Consider the following 21,935-nt stretch of genomic DNA (forward strand, 5'->3'; position numbering starts at 1 on the left):
TGCGACCCCTCGCGAAGAGAAGATGAGTGTGGTGGAGTGAACGTATGACGAGTGAACGAGCAGGCGACGAGCGCAATTGGGCGGGCAACGTCACGTATTCGGCGGCGAGCATCTCAGCGCCGTCGAACGAACGCGAGCTGGTCGAGTTGATCAGGGGCACACAGCACGTTCGTGCGCTCGGTAGCCGCCACTCGTTCAACGACATCGCCGATACCGACGATGTGCTCGTATCGCTCGTGAACATGCCTCCGGCGATCGAACTCGACGGCAGCACCGTCCGGGTATCGGCCGGTTTTCGCTATGGCGACATCGTTGAAAGCCTCCACCACGCCGGCGTCGCTCTCGCCAACCTCGCCTCGCTCCCGCACATTTCAGTCGGCGGGGCCGTGCAAACGGGCACTCATGGCTCGGGGGACAGCATCGGGTCACTCGCGACGCAGGTGAGCGCGCTCGAAATGATCACTGCGGGCGGGGAATCCGTGCGGATCGAGCGCGGCGACGATGACTTCGGGGGTGCTGTCGTGGCGCTCGGTACGCTCGGGATCGTCACGCACCTTGAACTCGATGTCGAAGCGACCTATGAGATCTCGCAGCGCGTGTTCGACGGCGGTCGATGGGATGCCATCGCGGCAGCGCTCGACGACGTCACCTCGGCGGGCGACAGCGTCAGCATCTTCACAACGTGGCAGAGCGCGGATGACGTCGACAACGTCTGGGTGAAATCTCGTACCGATCGCCCCCACCCAGACCTCACATTCATCGGAGCCATCGAGGCGGAGAGCTCGCGGCATCCGATCCCCGAGATCGATCCCACTCCCACGACGACGCAGATCGGGATACCGGGCCCCTGGTACGACCGGTTGCCGCACTTTCGGCTCGACTTCACGCCGTCGGTCGGCGACGAACTGCAGAGTGAATACATCGTGGACCGGTCGGATGCCGTGGCCACAATCGCGGCGTTACGCACACTGGCGCCCCGCATCGCGGCGTTGCTGCACGTATGCGAAGTACGCACTGTTGCGGCAGACGACCTGTGGCTGAGCGAAGCCTCCGGTCGCGACTCGGTGTGCTTCCACTTCACGTGGCATCGAGATGAGGCATCCGTTCGAGAATTCTTGCCCGAGCTGGAAGCTGCTTTGCCTCTGTCCGCGCGCCCGCACTGGGGCAAAGTGTTCACGCTCGAAGGCGCAGCCCTGCGCGAGCGGTACCCGCGGTGGGACGATTTCGTGGCCCTGCGTGCGAAGTACGACCCCGACGGTCGCTTCGACAACTCCTACCTGCGTCGGCTTTTCGCATAAAAAAATGCTGTGCTCATGCACAAGACAACTCAGCGAACCGCGTGCGAGAATGAAAACCGGCGTGCCCGTGTCGTTGGCTTCAATCAGCTCCGCCGGGCCCAGGGGACAGCGTCCGCCACCTTCCTGAAGGAGCAGAATGTCCAGCACACCCACGCGCATCGCGCACAAGCGTTCTTACCTCATGTGCCGCCCCGAGTTCTTCACGGTGAGCTACAGCATCAACCCGTGGATGGAGCCGTCGAAGCCGACTGACACGGCCAAAGCGGTCGCGCAGTGGCAGAAGCTGCACGACGCATACGTCGCCCTCGGTCACGACGTTCACCTGATCGATCCGATCGACGGCCTCCCCGACATGGTCTACACCGCCAACGGCGGCTTCATCATCAACGGCACCGCCTACGGTGTGAAGTTCCGCGTCGACGAGCGCCAGGGTGAAGCGCAGCCCTTCATGGACTGGTTCGCACAGTACGGCTACGACGTCGTACCCCCCATCGAAGTCAACGAGGGCGAGGGCGATTTCCTGCTCGTCGGTGACACCATCCTCGCCGGCACCGGATTCCGTTCCGACGGCGCCAGCCACGGCGAGCTTGCCAAGATCTTCGGCCGCGAGGTCGTGAGCCTCACCCTCACTGACCCGCGTTTCTACCACCTCGACACCGCCATCGCCGTGCTCGATCCGGTTCAGGGCGAAGGGGGCGTTGACCACGCCAACATCGCGTACCTTCCCTTGGCTTTTGACGAGGCATCCCGCGCGATTTTGGAGGACCGCTACCCCGACGCGATTCTCGTCTCCGAGGCCGACGGCGATGTCTTCGGACTCAACTCGGCAAGCGATGGCTACAACGTGTTTATTTCCCCCCGCGCGAAGGGATTCGAAGCGCAGCTGCGCGAGCGCGGATACAACCCGGTGCTCATCGACCTGTCCGAGCTGCTGCTCGGCGGTGGTGGAATCAAGTGCTGCACCCTGGAACTGCGAGGACGCTCATGACCAGCCCCACTCTCGACACCCAGACCATCCGCATCATTGCGGGCGAAGACGCACACCTCGCACGCAACTATTCACCGCTGCCGGTCGTCATCTCACGCGGCGAAGGCGTCTGGGTCACCGACGTCGAGGGCAAGCGATACCTCGACCTGCTGTCGGCGTACTCCGCATTGAACTTCGGCCACCTGCATCCGGCCATTGTCGCGGCGGCAACCGAGCAGCTCGGGCGCCTGACGCTGACGAGTCGTGCCTTCCACAATGACCGGCTCGGCGCCTTTGCCACCGCGCTGGCCGAGCTGTGCAAGAAAGACCTCGTCTTGCCGATGAACACCGGTGCCGAGGCAGTCGAAACAGGCATCAAGGTGGCTCGAGCATGGGCATACCGTGTGAAAGGCGTCAAGACGGATGCCGCGAACATCGTCGTCGCCCATGGAAACTTCCACGGGCGCACGACCACGATCGTCGGCTTCAGCGATGACGAATCAGCACGCGACGGTTTCGGACCCTTTGCGCCGGGCTTCCGCTCGGTGCCGTTCGGCGACGCCGCCGCGATCGACGCTGCCATCGACGAGAACACCGCCGCAGTATTGATCGAACCTATTCAGGGCGAAGCGGGAGTCATCCTGCCGCCCAAGGGCTACCTGCAGGCAGTGCGTGACATTTGCACCGATCGCGGCGTGCTTTTCATTGCAGATGAGATTCAGTCGGGGCTTGGCCGTGTCGGCGAGACATTCGCGTGCGACCGTGACGGCGTTGTGCCCGATGTCTACCTGCTCGGCAAGGCACTCGGCGGCGGCATCATGCCGCTTTCGGCCGTTGTCGCCGACAGCGACATTTTGGGCGTCATCAAGCCCGGCGAGCACGGCTCGACCTTCGGCGGAAACCCGCTCGCTGCAGCTGTCGGTGAGCGCGTCGTCGAGATGCTCGCCACGGGTGAATTCCAAGACCGTTCACGCGCTCTGGGCGAGCACCTTTCCGAGCGCCTCGAAGCTCTCGTCGGTCACGGAGTCACCGCCGTACGTGTTGCGGGCCTGTGGGCAGGAATCGATATCGACCCCGCACGCGGTACCGGTCGCGAGATCGCGGAGCGACTCGTGCACCGCGGAGTGCTCGTGAAAGATACCCATGGCCAGACCATCCGTATTGCGCCGCCGCTCGTCATCCGTGGCACCGAGATCGACTGGGCAATCGAGCAGCTGAAGCTCGTCCTCGAAGGCTGAGTAGCCCGGTCTAGCGCACCGTAACTTGGATGGTGTCCCAGCCGGTTGAGCCGTCGGGGGCGGGCGGCGCTTCTTGCTCGGTCTGTACTTCGCCGTTGGCGTTCGTCGCGCGGCAGCGGATGCTGTGATCGCCGGCTTCCGCTCGCCATTGCATGCTCCACTGCACCCACGTGTCATCCGAAATGGCCGTCGCGAGCGTCGCCGGCTGCCAGGCGCCGTCGTCTATCTGCACTTCGACAGCCGAAATCCCGGTGTGCTGCTGCCACGCGAAGCCGGCGATCACTGTGTCTCCGGCGGCGACATTGTTTCCTGACTGGGGCACGTTGATCCGCGACGCGATCTTGATCGGGCCGCGCTCGGACCAACCGCGGTCGGTCCAATAGGCCGTGGCATCCGCGAAACGAGTCACTTCAAGATCGACGACCCATTTCGTCGCCGACACGTAGCCGTAGAGGCCCGGAACGACCATGCGCACCGGAAAACCGTGTTCGGACGGGAGCGGATCGCCGTTCATCCCCACCGCGAGAATCGCGTTGCGGTCGTCCGTCAGGGCTTCCAGGGGGCTGGATGCCGTGAACCCATCGATCGATGTCGACAACACCATGTCGGCGCCCGCCTGTGGTCCCGCTTTCGCAAGCAGTTCGCGTATCGGGTAGCCGAGCCAGAGTGCGTTGCCGACGAGTGAGCCTCCGACCTCGTTCGACACGCACATGAGCGTAGTGACGCTTTCTTCGAGCGGCAGTGCGATGAGTTCGTCCCAGGTGAGGGTCACTTCGGTATCGACGAGCCCGTGAATGCGCAGGCTCCAGTCAGCCACCGCGACATCGGGCACGATGAGTGCGGTATCGATTCGGTAGAAGTCAGCGTTCGGCGTGATGACAGGCGGGAGACCGCCGATCGAAAGCTCCGCTCCCGCCGGTATCGCTGCAGCTTCCACCGCGGGGGACGGTAGCTTCAGCGCATTGCGTGCTGCTTGGGCGGCCTGGCTGCTGACACGCAGCGCCGTGCCTCCTGCGGCTGTCGCGATGCCAATGAGGGTCGCGGCTCCGCTCCAGATCAAGAAGTCACGGCGGCTGCTCCCCGCTGCGATACCGTCGTCGGCGCGAGCGGCGAAGCGCCGCACGAGCACACCGACCGCGAGCGCCGCGCCGCCGCCGGCAACAGCCGCCGGTACCCAGGCGAGTCCGTCCGCGCCCGACCTCGTGACGGCGGCGATGATGCCGACAACGCCGAGCCCCACTGCCGCAATGCGCCCCGCAGGCGAGCGCCATCGCTCCAGCAGACCAATTCCTGCGCCCACGATGAGCAGAACGATCAGGATGCCGATGACCAAAGCGATCTTGTCGGCGGTGCCGAAGAGCGCGATGGCGGTGTCTTTCGCCCACGCCGGGGCTCCGTCGATGAGAGCACCACCGACGACTGCGACCGGGCTCGATGCGGGAACAAGGATGCCGGCAACGAGCTCGCCGATACCCACTCCAAAGACAACGGATGCGACTCCGGATGCTGCGGCTTGTGCTCTTCGACGTGGTTCCACAACCGAAGCCTACGTGTACCAAATCGTTGTGGGGCGGGGGATTGTCAACCCTTTCCTGTGGAAACATTGTGGCAACACGGGCCCGACTAGGGTGTACCCATGGGCGACCTCTTCGACGGATATGGCTCCAAAGCCTCCACACGAAAGACAGCTGAAGGACTGCCTGCTTTCGACGAGATGTTCGGGGGTTCTCCTCGGTCTGCGTCTCTCGATGGTTCGCGACACGCCTATAAAGAGCTGCATCAAGCGTTAGCGCGCATGACTCAAGACGAGTTGCGCGGGCGCACCGAAGCTCTCGCGAGCTCGTACCTTGCGCAGGGCGTGACGTTCGACTTCGCAGGTGAAGAGCGCCCCTTCCCGCTCGACGCAGTACCGCGCGTGATCGCGTATGACGAGTGGGCTGAAGTCGAGCGCGGAATCAAGCAGCGTGTGCGTGCGCTAGAAGCCTTCCTCGATGACATCTACGGGCGTCAGAACTGTGTGCGTGACGGCGTGATCCCGGCGCAGCTCGTCGCGTCATCGCAGTATTTCTACCGCCAGGCTTACGGCATCCACTCCGCCAACGGTGTGCGCATCCAGGTATCGGGTATCGACCTGATTCGCGACGAACACGGCAAGATGCGCGTTCTCGAGGACAACGTGCGCGTGCCCTCCGGTGTGAGCTACGTGATTTCCAACCGCCGCGTCATGGCGCAGACTCTCCCCGAGCTCTTCGTCTCGATGGCGGTTCGTCCCGTGGGCGAATACCCCAACAAGCTGCTCGCATCACTTCGTGCATCCGCACCGTCGGGCATCGAAGACCCGAACATCGTTGTTCTCACGCCGGGCGTCTACAACTCGGCGTACTTCGAACACACGCTTCTGGCACGACTCATGGGCGTCGAACTCGTCGAGGGCCGTGACCTTTTCTGCATGGGCGGAAAAGTCTTCATGCGCACCACGAGGGGTCCGCGTCGCGTCGACGTGATCTATCGCCGGGTCGATGACGACTTCCTCGATCCGCTGCAATTCCGGGCCGACTCGATGCTCGGGGCCCCCGGCCTCATGCTCGCAGCACGCCTCGGCAACGTCACGATCGCCAACGCGGTGGGTAACGGTGTCGCCGACGACAAGCTGCTGTACACCTATACCCCCGACCTCATCCGCTACTACCTTTCGGAAGAGCCGATCATCCCGATCGTCGACACCTGGCGTCTCGAAGATCCGGGTGCGCTTGAAGAGGTGCTCGACCGACTCGACGAACTCGTTGTGAAGCCGGTTGACGGCTCGGGCGGTAAGGGGCTCGTCGTCGGCCCCGATGCGTCGCCGTCAGAACTCGAGGCGCTGAGAAAGCGCCTCATTGCTGATCCCCGCGGGTGGATCGCGCAACCGGTCGTCATGCTTTCGACGATTCCGACGCTCGTTGAAGACGGAATGCAGCCGCGGCACGCAGATCTCAGACCATTCGCGGTCAACGACGGCGATGACATTTGGGTGCTCCCCGGCGGCCTCACTCGCGTCGCGCTCCCCGAGGGTCAGCTGGTCGTCAACTCGAGCCAGGGTGGTGGGTCGAAAGACACGTGGGTCGTCGGCGGTGCTGCTCCCGGCCACGTCGAGTATGGCCCCGGGCACGGCATGGCAGAGCTCGTCGCCGATCAGGCCTCGGGTATGACGGAGGCGATCCCGATCATCACCGAAGAGATGCTCTCTTCAGATCGGGAGGTGAAGGCTCCGGAATCAGGACCTGAAGTCTCACACTCGCCCAAGGAGGGTGCTCGCACGCAGGTCGAACAACAGCAGCAAGAACAGCAGCAACAGCAGGCTCGATCGAACGGTGGTGCGTCATGCTGAGCCGCATCGCAGAGTCCCTGTTCTGGATTGGCCGCTACATCGAGCGCAGCGACGGCACCGCCCGCATTCTCGATGTGCACCTTCAGCTGCTGCTCGAAGACCAGTGGATCGATGAAGACACCGCGTGCCGTTCACTGCTCACCGTCATGGGTTCGCAGCCACCGGCTGGGTTGAAGAAAGTCACGCGCCAGGACGTGCTCGATCTTCTCGCCGTCGATCGCACCAACTCTTCAAGCATCGTCTATTCGATGACAGCGGCGCGCGAGAACGCTCGTCGTGCCCGTGAAATCGTCTCGACGGAGCTCTGGGAGTGCCTCAACACCAACAACGCGCGGATGCCGCGGCGCCTTTCCACCGACAAGGTCCACGACTTCTTCCAGTGGGTGCGTGAGCGCACAGCGCTCGCCGTCGGCATCGTCGATTCGTCAACGAGCCGCGATGAAGCGTGGCAGTTCTTCACCCTGGGTCGCAGCATCGAACGGGCGGATATGACGGCGCGCTTGCTCGCAACGCGCTCGCTGACCGAAGTCTCGGGCCCGTCGTGGACCACGATCCTGCGGTCGTGCGCAGCCTACGAGCCTTACCTTCGCACGTATCGCGGTATGCCGAGTGCGCAGAACGCTGCCGAGTTCCTTCTCCTTGACCGGCTCTTCCCCCGCTCGATCATCTATTCGATCGCGCAAGCCGAAGAGTGCATGCGGGCGATCGATCCGCGGGCGGACCGCGTTGGCCACTCCAACCAGGTGCAGCGGGCGCTCGGACGTATTCGCAACGACCTCGAGTACCGCCCAGTGAGCGAGATTCTTGATGACCTTCCGGGAGAGATGTTGCGGGTGCAGACAGTGACGCGCGAGGCATCCGAAGCTATTCGGGGTCGGTTCTTTCCCACGCAAGCCGAGCCCAGCTGGATGGGAGAGATTTCATGAAGCGTCTCAGGATCGAACACGAAACCGGGTTCTCGTATCAGGGCGAAGTGTCGGCGTCGTATAACGAAGCGCGGATGCTGCCTGGTACTACCGACAGTCAGTTCGTGCTGAGTTCATCGCTCGACATCGAGCCCTCGACGTCGGTCAACTCTTACGTCGACTATTTCGGCACGAGAGTCTCGGCGTTCGACGTGCTCTCGCGCCATACCGATCTCAAGATCACGGCTCGCTCTCTCGTTGAAGTACGCCCGCGCCCGATCGAGCACTCCGACATCTCTTGGGAGCGATTGAGTCGCGAAGCAGCGCGCACGATTGAGACGGTCGAGCAGATGGTGCAGAGCGCCCGCACGGCGCCGCACCCCGAGGTCGTCGAGATCGCCAAGTCGATTGCCGCGCGCCACACCGACCCGAGTCGGGCCGCTCACGACATCGCGATGGCGATCGGCGATGCCGTCGAATACGTGACGGGTGTCACGGGCGTGCACTCGACCGGTGCTGAAGCCTGGGAGGCCCGAAAGGGTGTCTGTCAGGACCTCGCACACATCGTGATCGGGGCTCTTCGCGCCGTGGGGATCCCGGCGCGATACGTCTCGGGATACCTGCATCCGAAACCGCAGGCCGAGGTCGGCGTTGCCGTCGAAGGCGAGTCGCACGCGTGGGTCGAGTGGTTCTCGGGCGAATGGCAGGGTTTTGACCCGACCAACAACATCGAGATCGGTGACCGCCATGTGCTGGTCGGCCGCGCTCGCGACTACAACGACGTCCCGCCGCTCCGCGGCGTATACGGCGGAACCTTCAAGGGCGGACTCAACGTCAACGTCACAATCACCCGCGAAGCCTAGGCGCAGCGCCGCCCCCGCCCCCGCCCCCGCAAGTGCCGCTTCCCTCACCCATGTCTCACTTGTTCAGCTCAGCGAGGTCGCGCTGACGAATATGTGAGACATGCGGTCTGGATAGCGCGTTAAATCATCCCGGCTGCCTAGGCCATTCCGTCAGCGAGGTCCTTTTTTGTGCGTAAGAGGTATTCGCGCGACCGATCGCGCGCCCTGTTTCTCACGGGAAGAGACCGCCCATGTGCCGCCTATCTCGGCGAGCGCCTGAGCAACGAGCCCATCGCAGGAGCGCTCCGATTTCAGCCCGTAGCCGTCATCCAAACACGTGATACAGATGACGCCTTTATCCTCTTCGATCGATAAGTCGGCCTTCTCTGCACGTGCATGCCGGGCGGCATTTGTGATCATGTCGGTCACAACATGTATCAGAATGTCTCGGCTTTTATTGTCGAGTTTTTCAGCGATGTTGCTGCCAACAGACCAACGGATGAGAACGAGCCCAGACCAAATTTCAGAAATGTGATTGAGTGCGGCCTCGAGTGGTTCGTCACGAGGCGACGAGAGGGCTGTTTGGAGTTCCATCAAATCTTCGTAAGTAGTGTTCAACGACGTTCTGACACTTTCAAGCATCGCTGCGCGACTGCTAGGTTTTGTCTGCCCGGCGACGTTTCGAATCATCAAGGCAATCGACTCCATTCGTCCTTGGATCGGCCCATGGAGAAATAGCGCTGTCTGGCGTCTGAAATCGACATCCGCGAGGGCCGACGGACCGGCGAGATCGTGGACGATCGCCCTCCTGATAGCCAGTTCGCGGCTGAGCGCGCGAGTCTCCTCGGCAGTGTGTGCGATTGCTGACGTGAGAAGACACAGAACTATAACTACGACCCAAAAGAGAAGAATTGCCGCTGGAGTTTCAGGGCCGGTCGCTATCCGCGCAACTGAGAGTGCGTACCATTCCGTGGCAGGCAAAAGAAGAAGGACCCCCCACATGGCGATAGCTCGAGTGCGCCGATCGCTACTACGAGTGAGCAACCCGACCCAGTGGAAGAGGAAGGCGCCAAGAAAGATCGAGATCACATAAGAGAACAGCTTGAAGATATCGCTACTCCGCGTGTACTCGAGCGTCGTGCTGGCGACTAAAAGCGCGCCCGCAAGCCACGGAGAGGCAAGCGGCCGCCAGAGAGCCGCACGAATGACCCCCGACGAAAATACCCAATCCCGATCCCGCGGCGGCGTAGTGTCGTTGGCGTTTAATGCGTTGCTTCGAACGATACGGACAATGTCGCGTGATGCCGCGGAAATATCGTCTGCGAGTCTCGTCAGGTTTTGTTTAGAGGGCCTGCGCTGCGCTCGATCAAAGTGCGGAGTTACGAGCCGTAGGCGGGATTTTATTCGCGGTGAGATATCCGCGATGGAACTCGCGATGAGAGAAACCGGGTGCGTGTCGTTGGTGATCGCGTGCTGCTCAATTTGAGTGGTGACTTCCAGAACAGCCCGGCGCACCATTACGTAACGTGCGAGAGAGCTTACGGTGAAGGCGATTGTCGGTATTCCTACACACGTCGTCACGGTCGAAATGAGCATATCGGCCAAGAAGTTGCTGCTGTTCCCGAGCAGCCCACGTCCGAGGCTTCGCACGACGCCGAGCCCGAGGCCAGCGACGATCCAATAGCAGGCTATGACGGCGAACGAATCGCGGTTTCGGAAAACTGCGAGGTGGGCTGCGGCACAGCACGCCGCAAAGAACACTGCGAGAAGAGAGACGGTAAGAGTCGCCCATGTCGGTGTGTGGGGAGAGGAGTCGTAGACAGATATCGAAAGCGCGCCTGGCAATCCGAAAATGAGAAGGAATCGCCACCTGAAGGCGTAGCGGCCCGTGACACCTCTGCGGAATGTTTCCCAGCGAGAAAGTTGTTGCATCGGGGCGTATCTGCTTCGGGTAGGCGCTAGGGCCTGCTATCTGAAGGAAAGCTGGGGTCGGGTAATACGAATTTGACCATCTTTTCTCACAAATCGTCAACGCAAAACACCAGAGCGGAGAATTCACGGCCGACCTAATTTGATCATCAAATGATGGCAGTTACCTCACCGCAACGAACAGAATGCGTGCTTGACCGAGGTGGCGACAGTTCCCCCCATGTCTCACTTATTCAGCTAAATGCGTCCGCATTGCTGAATAAGTGAGACATGGGGTCAGCTGATGATTGTGTTGACCGCGAGCACGATGATGAGCGCATTGAGGAAGAAGCCGATCACCGTGTGCCACATGACGATCCAACGCATCGACGTTGTGCGCACCTCGACATCGGACACCGAGAATGCCGTGCCGCACGTGAACGAGAAGTACAAGAAGTCGACGAGGCGAGGATGCTCCGTTGCCGGAAAACGCAGGGGCTTTTCGATAGCCGCGTTATAGCGACGCTGGTAGACGCGCGTAAAGCCCCAGTGGAAAAGCGCCCATGAGAGCAACATCGCCCATACGGCGACAACTTTGACCGTGCCAGCCCAGTCCGGATCATCACGGAACAGAATGAGCACGGCGGCCGCCCAGAGCCCCATTGAGCTTGCCGTCAGGTTGGCGATTGTCGTGATCCACCGCACAGCAGGCCACTGGTCGAGCGCCTCAGCAACTGCACTTTCTCGGGGCACCGGATGCTCCACAGTCCAGGCCGAAATTGCGACAGTCGCAACCCAATAGAGACTGCCAACGCTGCACCACAACAAGAGCCATCCGACAACTGCCTCAGCGCTCGCATCGCCCAACAAGAAGAGCGATCCGATTGCGATAAGTGCGATCTGCACCACGATGTCGGCGAGCCGCAACGCGATCACTAGTGCGCCCGTATGGCGCTGATGTGTGGGCATATGCCCATCGTAGGGGTGAGCTTTCGATGACGTTACGTGTCAGAAAGTGTCGTCATGTTTCAGCGTGCGACTCCGGATGACGGTGTGCGACTTCGTATGACTCCATGCGTGCGCGGATGCGCGGAGGCGTCTACGTTCACCGCATGACGATTCTCACTTCAGACACAGACCCGCGAACTTCGAACACGTCCTTCGACGCCGATGAGCGTGCCCGCCGCCTCGATGCCGCAGCATCCGCGTGGGGAAACCGCATTGACTCCGACCGCACTGCTGCTCACTTGACCTACCGGGTGCGGGGCACGGGTGAGGGTTCCGTCGCAACGCGTGTGCGCGCTGGCGCGCACGAATTCTCGATCGACGAACCCGCGGCGCTCGCCGGTGACGACACAGCCGCAAGCCCCGTCGAAATTGCACTCGGCGCGATCGCTGCGTGTCAGGTTGTCGTATTTCGCCTGTACTCCCACGCCCTCGGCATTCCGTTTGACGACATCGATGTGACGGCCGAGGGTGACCTGGATGCCGCACGCCTGTTCGGAAAGGACGATTCGGTGCGTGCGGGCTTCAGCGCCGTGCGGGTGGCAATCGAACTCTCCGGATCTGAGCCGCTGGAGCGCTATGAAGAACTACGCGCAGTCGTTGACGCGCACTGCCCCGTGCTCGATCTGTTCGCCAACCCGACAGCGGTGACAACCAGCGTCACCAAGGGCTAATCATGCGGGCTAGTCACGAGGCGCGCGGCGTGAACCTTCGTGGTGCGTGAGTGCGTGCGACGAGGTGTCGCAGTGACTCCAGTGAACCGCTAACGAGTCCCGTCGCGCGTGCCTGCACGAGCACATTGCCAAGGGCCGTCGCTTCGACGGGGCCTGCGAGCACCGGCAGCCCGGCACGGTCAGCAGTCCGCTGACACAGCAGTTCGTTGAGCGACCCGCCACCGACGATATGTATCGTCCGTACGTCAACTCCGCCGAGGCGGCCGGCTTCGAGAGCGGCGTCGGCGAAAGCCTGCGCGAGCGACTCGACGATGCTGCGCGCGTACTCTGCACGAGTGCGAGGAGGACGGATGTCGTGCTCGGCACACCACTCATCGATACGCGCGGGCATGTCGCCCGGTGCGAGAAAACGCGGGTCGTTGACATCGAAAACGGGGCTTGGCTCCGACACCTCTTCAGCCGAGTCGAGCAGGGTCGGCAGATCGATCGTGTGGCCCGCACGCTCCCACGTGCGAACTGCCTCGCTGAGCACCCACAGTCCCATCACGTTGTGAAGCAGTCGTACTCGCCCGTCCACACCGCCTTCGTTCGTGAAGTTTGCAGCGAGCGCTTCCGATGTGAGTACTGGGCGCGCCACTTCAACCCCGACGAGTCCCCAGGTTCCGCATGAGATGTAGGCCGCGGCATCCGCTTGCATCGGTACAGCGACCACAGCGGATGCCGTGTCGTGCGATCCGATTGCGGTTACCGCAGCGTCCGGCCGAGCGCCGAGCGCTGCCGCGACTTCGGGCAGCAGCGTGCCGAGCGTCTCACCCGGTGCGATGAGGGGCGGAAGAATGCCCTGCGGCAGACCGAGCCGCGCGATGAGGGCGTCATCCCGGCGGTGATCGAGTGCACGCAGCAAGCCGGTTGTCGAAGCGTTCGTCACTTCGGCGCGCGCGACACCCGTGAGCCAAAACCCGAGGAGGTCAGGAATCAGCAGCGCGGTGTCGGCGAAGTTCAGCAGCTCCGACGGCTCGGATGCCAATTGGTAGAGCGTGTTGAAAGGGAGGAACTGCAGGCCGTTGCGCTCGAAAAGTTCGCTGTGCGGCAGCAGAGTGTGTACGGCATCGACGCCCGCGGCGGTGCGCTCATCGCGGTAGTGGAAGGGATCGCCGAGCATGCGCCCGTTGCGAAGGAGCGCATAGTCGACAGCCCACGAGTCGATGCCAATGCTTGTGATGTCCGGCGCCACCCGGAACGCTTCGCGGAGCCCCGCGGTCGCGGCGCCGTAGAGCCCGAGAATGTTCCAGTGCAACCCGTCGGAGGTGCGCACGGGGTCGTTCGGAAACCGGGCGACCTGGGTCATATCGAGTGTGTCGGCCCCGACGTGCCCAACGATGACGCGGCCGCTGGTTGCGCCGAGATCTACCGCGGCAACAGCGCCGGCGGCCGCGCCACGGCTCATCGGAGGAACGCGGCGGCGACGCCGGAGTCGACGGGGATGTGGAGGCCCGTTGTGCGAGTGAGCTCAGGGCCCGTCAGCACGAAGACAGCGTCGGCGACGTTCTCGGGCACGACTTCGCGCTTCAAGATCGTGCGGTTGGCGTAGTACTGACCGAGATCTTCCTCATTGACACCGTAGGTCGCTGCGCGGTTCGCGCCCCAACCGGCGGCGAAGATACCGGAGCCCCGTACAACGCCATCGGGGTTGATGCCGTTGACGCGCACGCCGTAGGCGCCGAGCTCCACGGCGAGCAAACGCACCTGGTGCGCCTGATCGGCCTTGGTCGCCGAATAGGCGATGTTGTTGGGACCGGCGAACACCGAGTTCTTCGACGAGATATAGATGACGTCGCCGCCCATGCCCTGCTCGATGAGTGCTTTCGCCGCCGCGCGCGAGACGAGGAACGATCCTTTCGCCATGACGTCGTGCTGCAGATCCCAGTCCTTCTCTGTGGTTTCAAGCAGCGGTTTAGACAGTGACAGCCCGGCGTTGTTGACGACCAGGTCGATGCCGCCGAACGCGAGCACTGTCGCGTCGATCGCCGCCTGCACGCCGTCGGCGTCGGCAACGTTCGCGGCGACGCCGATCGCGACATCGCTGCCACCGAGTTCGGATGCCACGGCCTGTGCCTTTTCGAGGTCGAGGTCTGCGACAACGACACACGCACCCTCGGCCGCCAAACGGGTGGCGATCGCCTTGCCGATACCGCTGGCGGCTCCTGTCACGAATGCGATGCGCCCCTGATGGGATTTGGGCTTCGGCATCCGCTGCAGTTTTGCCTCTTCGAGAGCCCAATATTCGATGCGGAACTTCTCGGCATCGGAGATCGGCGCATAGGTCGAGAGAGCCTCGGCGCCGCGCATGACGTTGATGGCGTTGACGTAGAACTCGCCGGCAACGCGTGCGGTCTGCTTGTTGGCACCATAGGAGAACATGCCGATACCTGGCACGAGCACGATGAGCGGATCAGCGCCCCGGATGGCGGGGGAATCGTCCGTCGCGTGGGCGTCGTAATACGCCTGGTAGTCGGCGCGGTACGCCTCATGCAGCTCTTTCAGCCGCGCGATCTGCTCGTCGATCGTCGCGCTCGCCGGAAGATCGAGCACCATCGGCTTGACCTTCGTGCGGAGGAAGTGATCGGGGCAACTCGTGCCGAGAGCCGAAAGCTGAGTGAGCTTTTCGCTCGCGAGAAAGTCGAGCACAACATCGCTGTCGGTGAAGTGGCCGACCATCGGCTTGTCGGTTGAGGCGAGTCCACGGATGGTGGGGGCAAGAGCCGCAGCGCGTGTACGACGATCGACCTCGGGCAAAGCCTCGAAGCCTGTGACAACCTCGCCGAACGGCTGCGCTTTGCCGTGCTCCGCGATATATGCCGTTGCGGTGTCGATGATCCAGAGCGAGTTGGTCTCGGCTTCGTCGGAGCTGTCGCCCCACGCAGTAATACCGTGGCCGCCGAGAATGCAGCCGACAGCCCGAGGGTTCTGTGCCTTGATCTCGGCGATGTCGAGACCGAGCTGGAACCCGGGCCGACGCCACGGCACCCACACGACCTTCTCGCCGAAAATCTTTTCCGTGAGAGCGGGCCCGTCGGCGGCCGTTGCAATTGCGATACCCGCATCGGGGTGCAGGTGATCGACGTGTGCTGCATCAACAAGACCGTGCATCGCGGTATCGATCGAGGGTGCGGCACCGCCCTTGCCGTGGAGGCAGTAGTCAAAGGCCGCAACCATTTCGTCTTCGCGGTCGAGGCCCGGGTAGACGTCGACGAGGGCGCGCATGCGGTCAAGTCGCAGCACAGCGAGGCCCTTTTCGGCGAGGGTGCCCAGGTCGCCGCCCGAACCCTTCACCCACATGAGCTCAACATCTTGACCCGTCACCGGGTCGGTCGCGATGCCCTTGGCCGATGTGTTGCCACCCGCGTAGTTGGTGGTCTTCGGGTCAGCGCCCAGACGATTACTCCGCGCGATGAGGTCAGCTGCTGCCGGATTGGTCATGACATGTCCTTCGTGGTTTCAGTTCGGGGGAGAAAATCGGGAAGCGCCGCAAGAGCTGCGGCGATACGGGTAAGAGAAGCGGATGCCGCAGCCTCGGCGGGCCGGTTGAGGTGACCGTGGGTCGTGCCCGGCTCGCTCGAAACGTCAACGGAAACGCCCGCGCGCTGCAGGGTCGCAGCGAACACTTCGCCCGACACTCGCAGTTCGTCAACATCGCCGTTGATCATGAGGGTCGGCGGGAAGCCCGTTACCTGTTCGGGCAGGGCCATGCCGGGAACGACATATACCGGGGCTTCATCGACGGGGCCGCCAACGAAGCCTTCGTACATTTCGCGGACGACGGTCGGGTCGAACCGATCAGCGACCGGGTCAGCGTCGAGCGCCGCGCGAAGATCAGCACCCGGCGCCGGCTGCACGGCGAGCAGGGTGGGGTAGGCCAACACGGCAAGGGCTGGGCGTACCGGAGCGCCGTCGTGGAGGAGGCGAAGCGTTGCACCCGTCACGAGGTTCGCGCCGGCGCTTGCTCCGCCGATAGCGAGCTTTGCCACATCGATTCCGAGCGCGGGTGCGTTCGCCACCGACCACGACCACGCGGTCAGGATGTCATCGGACGGTGCCGGGTAGCGGCATCCGGGGCCGACCAGCCGGTAGTCGACGGAGATGACAGTTGTTCCCTTTGCCGCGAGCGTCTCAGCGACAGCATGAGCTTCGGGCATGTCGAGGTCGCCGTGGGCGAAACCACCGCCGTGCGCCCAAACGAGGCCAGCGCCAGTGGGCACGTCTGCGGGGTATACCCGCACGAGCCCATCGGCCGCGGCGAAGGGAACTGCCATGATGCCTACGCGCCCCAACCGGCCTGTGTGCCGCCGACGCGTTCAGCTTCGATCTTTTCCTGGTAGCCGCTGGCTGCAAACGCTGCCATCGGATCTGCAGGAAGACCGCGCGATTCGCGCCACTCGGCCAGTGCTGGCCGCACATCGGTTGAGAAGGCATCCATGAACACCGCGTTGGCTGCGAGTACATCGTTTGCGGCCTGCGCTGCGGCGAGAGCTGCGCCGTCGACGAGTAGTGCACGAGCAGTCATCTCTTGCACGTTGAGAACCGAGCGGATCTGGCCCGGGATCTTCTTCTCGATGTTGTGGCACTGGTCGAGCATGAAAGCAACATCGGGGTTGTTGAGTCCGCCGCCGCGGATGACCTCGAAGATGATGCGGAACAGCTGGAACGGGTCGGCGGCCCCCACAATCAGGTCGTCGTCGGCGTAGAAACGAGAGTTGAAGTCGAACGAACCGAGCTTGCCGAGGCGGAGGAGCTGCATCACGATGAACTCGATGTTGGTGCCGGGTGCATGATGCCCGGTGTCGAGGCACACGAGGGCCTTGTCGCCGAGCGCCGCCACCTGCACGTACGACGTACCCCAGTCGGGAACATCGGTGTGGTAAAAAGACGGCTCGAAGAACTTGTATTCGAGCACGAGGCGCTGGTCATCGCCGAGCGCCGCGTAGATCTCGGTGAGCGACTCGTGGAGTCGGTCTTGGCGAGCACGCATGTCGGCCTGGCCCGGGTAGTTGGACCCCTCGGCCAGCCAGATCTTGAGGTCGCGTGAGCCGGTGGCGCCCATGATGTCGATGCACTCGATGTGGTGATCGATTGCCTTCCGGCGGATGCGGTCGTCGGCGTGGGTCAGGGCGCCGAATTTGTAGTCGTCGTCTTGGAAGGTGTTGGAGTTGATGGTTCCAAGGCTCACGCCAAGATCTTCCGCGTAGCGGCGGAGGGCTGCGTAGTCGTCGACCTTGTCCCACGGAATGTGGAGCGCGACCGAAGGAGCGAGTGCTGTGACGCGGTTGACCTCTGCGGCATCCGCGATCTTTTCTTGCGGGGTGCGCGGGGTGCCCTCGGTAGCGAAGACTTTGAAACGCGTGCCGGAGTTACCGAACGCCCAGCTGGGGAGCTCGATGCTTTGGCCCGCGAGGGCGGCCTGGATGTCGGACGTCAAAATACTCATGGTGTCGTGCTCTCGTTTGTAGCGGATGCCGTCAGCTGATCGTGAAGATTGAAAACTTCGGTAAGCGGGGTTGCGGCCTGGTCGGGGCGACCACTCAGGCCAATGAAAAATCGGGCCATTTCGGCTTCCCAGCGCGCGGCGATGGGCGAGGCCGCGAGGTAGTCCTGGGCTGCGGCGTCATCGTCGGTTTCGTAGTAGCCGATCAGGGTCGCGCCCGGACCGAGAAAAAGCGAGTAGTTGCGCCGACCGGATGCCGCAATCTCGGCGAGCATTTCGGGCCATACCGGGCTGTGGCGAGCGAGGTATTCGTCGAGTTGTGTCGGGTCAATCTGCAACTGAAAGCACACGCGTGAAGGCTTCTTGGCACTCGTCATCGAGTAGCTCCTTCGTCAAGGGTGAATCATTTCGGTACGTTGTGAATCGTTTCATAATGTACCTGACGAGGGTCAAGCATGCAACCCTGCGTCACGCGGGTGCCGCTAGTTCGTGCCGCCGGAAGATGCCCGCACCACGAGCTCCGGTTGAAAGCGCACATGCTGCGGCGCTGAGCCCGCCGACGTGCCGCCTGACTGAGAAAGGAGCAGATCGACGGCAGTTGCACCGAGGAGCCGAGCGGGCTGGCGGATAGAACTCAGTGGCACAACAGTCGCTGCCGCGAAATCGATGTCGTCGTAGCCGATGAGCGCGATGTCTTCGGGCACGCGCACCTGGGAGAGCAGCGTAAATGCCTGCAGCACGCCGACGGCGAGCAGGTCGTTGGCGGCGAACACAGCATCTGGGCGGTCGCCCGCTGGGCGCGCGACAAGCTGTTCGCCCGCGGCGCGGCCTTGTAGCACCGTCAACGCTGGCATCTCGACGATCTCGAGCGTGGCATCCGGGTACTCGGCGACAGCTCGGCGTGCCCCCTCGAGTCGCTCAGCAACCTGCGGCACGCCAAGGGGCCCGGCGAGAAAGAGCAATCGGCGTCGGCCCGATTCGAGCAGGTGAGCCGCCGCAAGCGAGCCGCCCTCGACGTCGTCGACAGTCACGGAGAAGAATTCGTCGCCACCGTCGCGGTCAACGAGCACAACGGGAATGCCCGCGTTTCGGAGAGTCCGAAGGCCCGCCAGCTCATCGTCGGTGGGAGTGATGAGCACGCCGTTGACGCGCTGCTCGCGAAAGAGTTCGAGGTACGCGCGCTCGCGCTCGCCGTTTTCGTCGCTGTTGCCCACGAGCACTGTGAGGCCCGATTCTGCAGCTTGATTTTCTGCACCTCGGGCGACATCAGCGAAGAAGGGGTTCGAGACATCGAGCACAACGAGCCCGATGCTGCGAGACCTGCCCGCCCGCAGCTGGCGGGCCGCATCGTTTCGCACGAAGCCGAGTTCGTTGATCGCGCGCGTTACCCGCGCGACGACTTCGGGGGAGACTTTTTCGGGGCGATTGAGCACGTTCGACACGGTGCCAACCGAGACGGATGCCGCGGCTGCGACGTCTTTCACGCTGACCGTCATTGCAACCGCTTTCTGTTCTGGGGCACAGTTCGGCGCCTGTCGGCAGTGTAGAGCACTGCGTTTTGCGGGCACCCTCGGGCACCCCTCTCGCATCCGGGCACCCTCGGGCACCCCGTCTCACCGCCCGACTTGCCCGTTTTTGTGGGTGTTCATCCGCCGACACCCACAAAAACGGGCAAGTGACGTGGGGGTGAGGTGGACGTGCGAGTGCGTGGGTGGCGTCACCGTGAGGCTCCCGACAGGAACTGCCAGGCGAAAGGTGCAACGAGCACGCGCTCGATGCCCGTCGGGGTTGTCACGTCGATGTCGCGCGCCACGGTGTCGAGATTGGCAACGAGCACCGTTGAGGTCTGGCTGTCAGTGAGCGCACCGACAGCCCACACGAGTCCGTCTGGGCTCGTGCCAGACAGGAGCGGCGATCCCGCAAGCCCGGCGACGGCGTTGATTGCGTCGAAAGCGGGCGTTGGCTCCCCGGCTGACGAGCGGATGCCTCGTGGCCCCCACTCTTCGAAATAGCTGAGCGATACGACGCCCGGAATTGCGAGCGCCGCAGAACTTGCGATTAACCAGGCACCAAGCTGTGGCGCGCTCTGACGGGGGTCGACGCTGCCTGTCAGCTCAGCACCGTAACCCTCGGTGAAGTCTGCGCGAGACGGAGCGGGCTCCGGCGCCGTCGCCACGTCGTTGAAGCGCGGGCGAAGCGTGATGGGCCCGATGTGGACGGGGGTATCAGCGATATATGCGACGGCCGCTTCTGCGATCAGACGTTGGATTGCGACGGACTCGATGAGTTGCTCGGTTCCGAGCGAATGGAACAGCGGCGTGAACGTGACGGCGAGTCCATCGAGCCTGGGCGGAAGCCGATGGCCCTCACGGTTCAGTTCCGTGTAATGCGAGCGTGAACCGCCGACGACTGGTGTTGTCAGGCCGTGGGCTGCGAGCGCGTCCCGAAGAAGCGCGTCGGCGCGAGCATCGGTCACATGTCGCGAGTCGCCGGTACGCTGGAATGCGCCGATTCGCACGAGTCGCTGGCTCGGGAGCAGCGCGACGGCGGAATGAACGGCTGCGGGGTTCGCGGCGTCCAGCACGAGACGTACATCGAGTGCGAGCGGCTGCGCGAGCGCGCGTTCGAGAGCGCTGCGCCAGTTGGCGGTCGCAAGATCGAGCTCGACGAGAAGCTCAGAGCCAATCGGTTCGAGCGCGGGGGCCGGGTCTGGTCCGGTAGCGGCGGACACCCCCACAGCAGGAAAAGGTGCACCGGCCGCGGCGAGCCGGATCTGCGCGACGGGTGACCTCACCGCGGGCGAGGCGTCGGGCAGCGGTGAGACCGTGACCGTGACCGACTGCGAGACGCGTGAGTCGGGCGCGAGTCGGTAGGGGAAAGGTAACGAAAGCGGTCTGCTGTACGTCTTGAACGAGGCATCCGTCCAGTTGCGCTGATCTTCCATCTCAAAAACGTCACCCGAAAACGCGACGTCGACCGCGAGACCCGCGTGTTGCCACGCGAGGCCAGCGATGTCGAAGACCGGCTGGTGCGCGCTGATCTCGACCGGAAAGTGGCTCACCGACGTCGAACCGTCGGGGTGCGTTGCCTGCAACTCTGCTCCGGCGAGAAGCGGTGGGTGCAGCACCACCAGACCGGTGCGATTGGTTTCCCACTCCACGGCTGATAGCGCCTCGAATTCGACAGTGAGTGCGCGATCCGATGCCCGGACATGCACGTCTCCGGCGAGATCAGCACCGAAATCCCGAGTGCGCAGTCTCAGTGTGAGTTCTTCGGGCTTCCTCGATACGGAGTCGATGACCCACCCCGCGGTGTTCCAATCGCGGTCACGCGCCACAGCACGGATGCTCCGGAGCACACGCCGACCGTCGTAGCTGATGTCGGCGAGCTCGTCATCGCGGAGGTGCACTTCCCACGCGCCGGACTGCCAGAGCAGTGTCGGCGCGTGGGAAGAGTTCCAATCATCGCGTGTCATATCGGGGGATCCTGGTTAGAGCGTCGTCATGCCGCCGTCGACGGCGAAGAGCGCGCCGGTTGCGAACGCGGAGTCATCGCTGGCAAGAAAAACCATGATGCCTTCGACATCGTGGGGCGTGCCGGCACGCCCCATCGGAATGCGACCGACAATGGCGGCGCGCGCTTCGGGGTCGGAAGTGATCGTCGTCACGAGTGTCGTCTCGGTGTAACCGGGCACGACAGTATTCACCCGTATGCCATCGCGTGCATACGCCGCTGCGACTGTGCGTGCGAGGCCATGGATCCCGGCCTTCGTCGCGCTGTACGCCGTGAAATCCTGGCCCTCGCCGTTGAGCCCGGTGGGGCTCCCGGTGAGAATTATCGATCCACCGTTCGCGTCTTTCATCGCGCGCACAGCGTGCTTGACGGTGAGGAACGTGCCGGTGAGATTGATGTCGACAGTGCGCTGCCAGACGGCGAGATCGAGGTCGGCGATCTTCGCGTCTTGGCCGAAGAGCTGCACGCCCGCGTTGGCAACGACGACATCGGGGGTCCACCCCGCAGCGACGAGTTCTGCGAAGCCGCGCTCGACGGATGCCTCATCAGAGATATCGACGATGGCAGCTTTTGCGACGTCGGCGCCGAGGGCCGCGACGGCGGCTGCAGCCGCTGCTTCGTCACGGTCGGCGATGATGACGCGCGCGCCCTCTGCGGCGAATCGCGCGGCGACGGCGTATCCGATGCCGGTTCCCGCGCCGGTAACGAGTGCGGTTTTGCCCGAAAGTTTGCTCAT

18 protein-coding genes are annotated in these 21,935 nt (G+C 63.3%); 7 read left to right on the top strand and 11 right to left on the bottom strand.

The annotated features are described in order from the left end of the window. Positions 1 to 44 precede the first annotated feature (44 nt). From G6N83_RS08365 to rocD, 3 genes are all read left to right on the top strand, one after another. Positions 45 to 1,298 carry a D-arabinono-1,4-lactone oxidase gene (locus tag G6N83_RS08365; RefSeq protein ID WP_165141120.1) on the top strand — a complete coding sequence of 418 codons (1,254 nt, stop codon included), beginning with the start codon at positions 45 to 47 and terminating at the stop codon, positions 1,296 to 1,298. A 136-nt stretch (positions 1,299 to 1,434) separates the two neighbouring features. Then, entirely contained in the window at positions 1,435 to 2,286 is an 852-nt protein-coding gene (gene ddaH, locus G6N83_RS08370) for a dimethylargininase (RefSeq protein WP_165141122.1), read from the top strand. Then, positions 2,283 to 3,503 (top strand): ornithine--oxo-acid transaminase, encoded by a 1,221-nt coding sequence (rocD, locus tag G6N83_RS08375; RefSeq protein WP_165141124.1) that lies wholly within the window; start codon positions 2,283 to 2,285, stop codon positions 3,501 to 3,503. The genes ddaH and rocD overlap by 4 nt, the downstream gene beginning before the upstream one ends. A gap of 10 nt (positions 3,504 to 3,513) precedes the next feature. Here rocD and G6N83_RS08380 read toward each other — a convergent pair whose 3' ends face one another. After that, a complete protein-coding gene (locus tag G6N83_RS08380) occupies positions 3,514 to 5,040 on the bottom strand; it encodes a molybdopterin-dependent oxidoreductase (RefSeq protein ID WP_165141126.1) in 1,527 nt (508 codons plus the stop codon). 99 nt (positions 5,041 to 5,139) lie between these two features. On the opposite strand from G6N83_RS08380, the gene G6N83_RS08385 reads away from it, so the two are divergent. Genes G6N83_RS08385 through G6N83_RS08395 form a run of 3 tightly spaced genes read left to right on the top strand, consistent with a single transcriptional unit; the run spans position 5,140 to position 8,638 of the window. After that, positions 5,140 to 6,870: a circularly permuted type 2 ATP-grasp protein gene (locus G6N83_RS08385; RefSeq protein WP_165141128.1), complete on the top strand. Its 1,731-nt coding sequence runs from the start codon at positions 5,140 to 5,142 to the stop codon at positions 6,868 to 6,870. Further along, on the top strand, positions 6,864 to 7,796 hold the full coding sequence (locus G6N83_RS08390; protein ID WP_165141130.1) for an alpha-E domain-containing protein: 933 nt from the start codon (positions 6,864 to 6,866) through the stop codon (positions 7,794 to 7,796). Before G6N83_RS08385 ends, G6N83_RS08390 begins: the two co-directional genes overlap by 7 nt. After that, complete coding sequence (locus G6N83_RS08395; protein ID WP_165141132.1) at positions 7,793 to 8,638, top strand: transglutaminase family protein; 846 nt, start codon at positions 7,793 to 7,795, stop codon at positions 8,636 to 8,638. Before G6N83_RS08390 ends, G6N83_RS08395 begins: the two co-directional genes overlap by 4 nt. 150 nt (positions 8,639 to 8,788) lie before the next feature. Here the strand turns inward: G6N83_RS08395 and G6N83_RS08400 are convergent, their stop codons facing one another. After that, the gene (locus tag G6N83_RS08400; protein ID WP_165141134.1) at positions 8,789 to 10,222 is read right to left on the bottom strand and encodes a sensor histidine kinase; all 1,434 of its coding nucleotides are present in this window, start codon (positions 10,220 to 10,222) and stop codon (positions 8,789 to 8,791) included. Positions 10,223 to 10,822: 600 nt separating this feature from the next. After that, complete coding sequence (locus G6N83_RS08405; RefSeq protein WP_165141136.1) at positions 10,823 to 11,494, bottom strand: DUF1345 domain-containing protein; 672 nt, start codon at positions 11,492 to 11,494, stop codon at positions 10,823 to 10,825. Positions 11,495 to 11,637: 143 nt separating this feature from the next. Between G6N83_RS08405 and G6N83_RS08410 the strand changes: the two genes are divergently transcribed. Next, positions 11,638 to 12,204: an OsmC family protein gene (locus tag G6N83_RS08410; RefSeq protein ID WP_165141138.1), complete on the top strand. Its 567-nt coding sequence runs from the start codon at positions 11,638 to 11,640 to the stop codon at positions 12,202 to 12,204. 13 nt (positions 12,205 to 12,217) lie between these two features. On the opposite strand, the gene G6N83_RS08415 is transcribed toward G6N83_RS08410, so the two are convergent. From G6N83_RS08415 to G6N83_RS08450, 8 genes are all read right to left on the bottom strand, one after another. After that, complete coding sequence (locus G6N83_RS08415) at positions 12,218 to 13,651, bottom strand: rhamnulokinase (RefSeq protein WP_165141140.1); 1,434 nt, start codon at positions 13,649 to 13,651, stop codon at positions 12,218 to 12,220. Further along, entirely contained in the window at positions 13,648 to 15,684 is a 2,037-nt protein-coding gene (locus tag G6N83_RS08420) for a bifunctional aldolase/short-chain dehydrogenase (RefSeq protein ID WP_165141142.1), read from the bottom strand. The genes G6N83_RS08415 and G6N83_RS08420 overlap by 4 nt, the downstream gene beginning before the upstream one ends. Continuing rightward, positions 15,681 to 16,517 carry an alpha/beta hydrolase gene (locus tag G6N83_RS08425; protein WP_165141144.1) on the bottom strand — a complete coding sequence of 279 codons (837 nt, stop codon included), beginning with the start codon at positions 16,515 to 16,517 and terminating at the stop codon, positions 15,681 to 15,683. The genes G6N83_RS08420 and G6N83_RS08425 overlap by 4 nt, the downstream gene beginning before the upstream one ends. A 5-nt stretch (positions 16,518 to 16,522) precedes the next feature. After that, entirely contained in the window at positions 16,523 to 17,689 is a 1,167-nt protein-coding gene (gene rhaI, locus G6N83_RS08430; protein WP_165141146.1) for an L-rhamnose isomerase, read from the bottom strand. After that, on the bottom strand, positions 17,686 to 18,063 hold the full coding sequence (locus G6N83_RS08435) for an L-rhamnose mutarotase (RefSeq protein WP_165141148.1): 378 nt from the start codon (positions 18,061 to 18,063) through the stop codon (positions 17,686 to 17,688). Before G6N83_RS08435 ends, rhaI begins: the two co-directional genes overlap by 4 nt. A 105-nt stretch (positions 18,064 to 18,168) precedes the next feature. Next, positions 18,169 to 19,182 carry a LacI family DNA-binding transcriptional regulator gene (locus G6N83_RS08440; RefSeq protein ID WP_165141150.1) on the bottom strand — a complete coding sequence of 338 codons (1,014 nt, stop codon included), beginning with the start codon at positions 19,180 to 19,182 and terminating at the stop codon, positions 18,169 to 18,171. A gap of 221 nt (positions 19,183 to 19,403) precedes the next feature. Continuing rightward, positions 19,404 to 21,161: a D-apionate lactonase family protein gene (locus G6N83_RS08445; protein WP_183408427.1), complete on the bottom strand. Its 1,758-nt coding sequence runs from the start codon at positions 21,159 to 21,161 to the stop codon at positions 19,404 to 19,406. 15 nt (positions 21,162 to 21,176) lie between these two features. After that, the gene (locus G6N83_RS08450) at positions 21,177 to 21,935 is read right to left on the bottom strand and encodes an SDR family NAD(P)-dependent oxidoreductase (RefSeq protein ID WP_165141152.1); all 759 of its coding nucleotides are present in this window, start codon (positions 21,933 to 21,935) and stop codon (positions 21,177 to 21,179) included.

This window comes from Microbacterium endophyticum (assembly GCF_011047135.1).
Lineage (GTDB): Bacteria > Actinomycetota > Actinomycetes > Actinomycetales > Microbacteriaceae > Microbacterium > Microbacterium endophyticum.

What these genes read in the sequence shown, in the direction of transcription:
- G6N83_RS08365 (WP_165141120.1), top strand. Translation starts at nt 45, where the DNA reads ATGACGAGTGAACGAGCAGGCGACGAGCGCAATTGGGCGGGCAACGTC.
- ddaH (WP_165141122.1), top strand. Translation starts at nt 1,435, where the DNA reads ATGTCCAGCACACCCACGCGCATCGCGCACAAGCGTTCTTACCTCATG.
- rocD (WP_165141124.1), top strand. Translation starts at nt 2,283, where the DNA reads ATGACCAGCCCCACTCTCGACACCCAGACCATCCGCATCATTGCGGGC.
- G6N83_RS08385 (WP_165141128.1), top strand. Translation starts at nt 5,140, where the DNA reads ATGGGCGACCTCTTCGACGGATATGGCTCCAAAGCCTCCACACGAAAG.
- G6N83_RS08390 (WP_165141130.1), top strand. Translation starts at nt 6,864, where the DNA reads ATGCTGAGCCGCATCGCAGAGTCCCTGTTCTGGATTGGCCGCTACATC.
- G6N83_RS08395 (WP_165141132.1), top strand. Translation starts at nt 7,793, where the DNA reads ATGAAGCGTCTCAGGATCGAACACGAAACCGGGTTCTCGTATCAGGGC.
- G6N83_RS08405 (WP_165141136.1), bottom strand. Translation starts at nt 11,494, where the DNA reads ATGCCCACACATCAGCGCCATACGGGCGCACTAGTGATCGCGTTGCGG.
- G6N83_RS08410 (WP_165141138.1), top strand. Translation starts at nt 11,638, where the DNA reads ATGACGATTCTCACTTCAGACACAGACCCGCGAACTTCGAACACGTCC.
- G6N83_RS08415 (WP_165141140.1), bottom strand. Translation starts at nt 13,651, where the DNA reads ATGAGCCGTGGCGCGGCCGCCGGCGCTGTTGCCGCGGTAGATCTCGGC.
- G6N83_RS08420 (WP_165141142.1), bottom strand. Translation starts at nt 15,684, where the DNA reads ATGACCAATCCGGCAGCAGCTGACCTCATCGCGCGGAGTAATCGTCTG.
- G6N83_RS08425 (WP_165141144.1), bottom strand. Translation starts at nt 16,517, where the DNA reads ATGGCAGTTCCCTTCGCCGCGGCCGATGGGCTCGTGCGGGTATACCCC.
- rhaI (WP_165141146.1), bottom strand. Translation starts at nt 17,689, where the DNA reads ATGAGTATTTTGACGTCCGACATCCAGGCCGCCCTCGCGGGCCAAAGC.
- G6N83_RS08435 (WP_165141148.1), bottom strand. Translation starts at nt 18,063, where the DNA reads ATGACGAGTGCCAAGAAGCCTTCACGCGTGTGCTTTCAGTTGCAGATT.
- G6N83_RS08440 (WP_165141150.1), bottom strand. Translation starts at nt 19,182, where the DNA reads ATGACGGTCAGCGTGAAAGACGTCGCAGCCGCGGCATCCGTCTCGGTT.
- G6N83_RS08445 (WP_183408427.1), bottom strand. Translation starts at nt 21,161, where the DNA reads ATGACACGCGATGATTGGAACTCTTCCCACGCGCCGACACTGCTCTGG.
- G6N83_RS08450 (WP_165141152.1), bottom strand. Translation starts at nt 21,935, where the DNA reads ATGAGCAAACTTTCGGGCAAAACCGCACTCGTTACCGGCGCGGGAACC.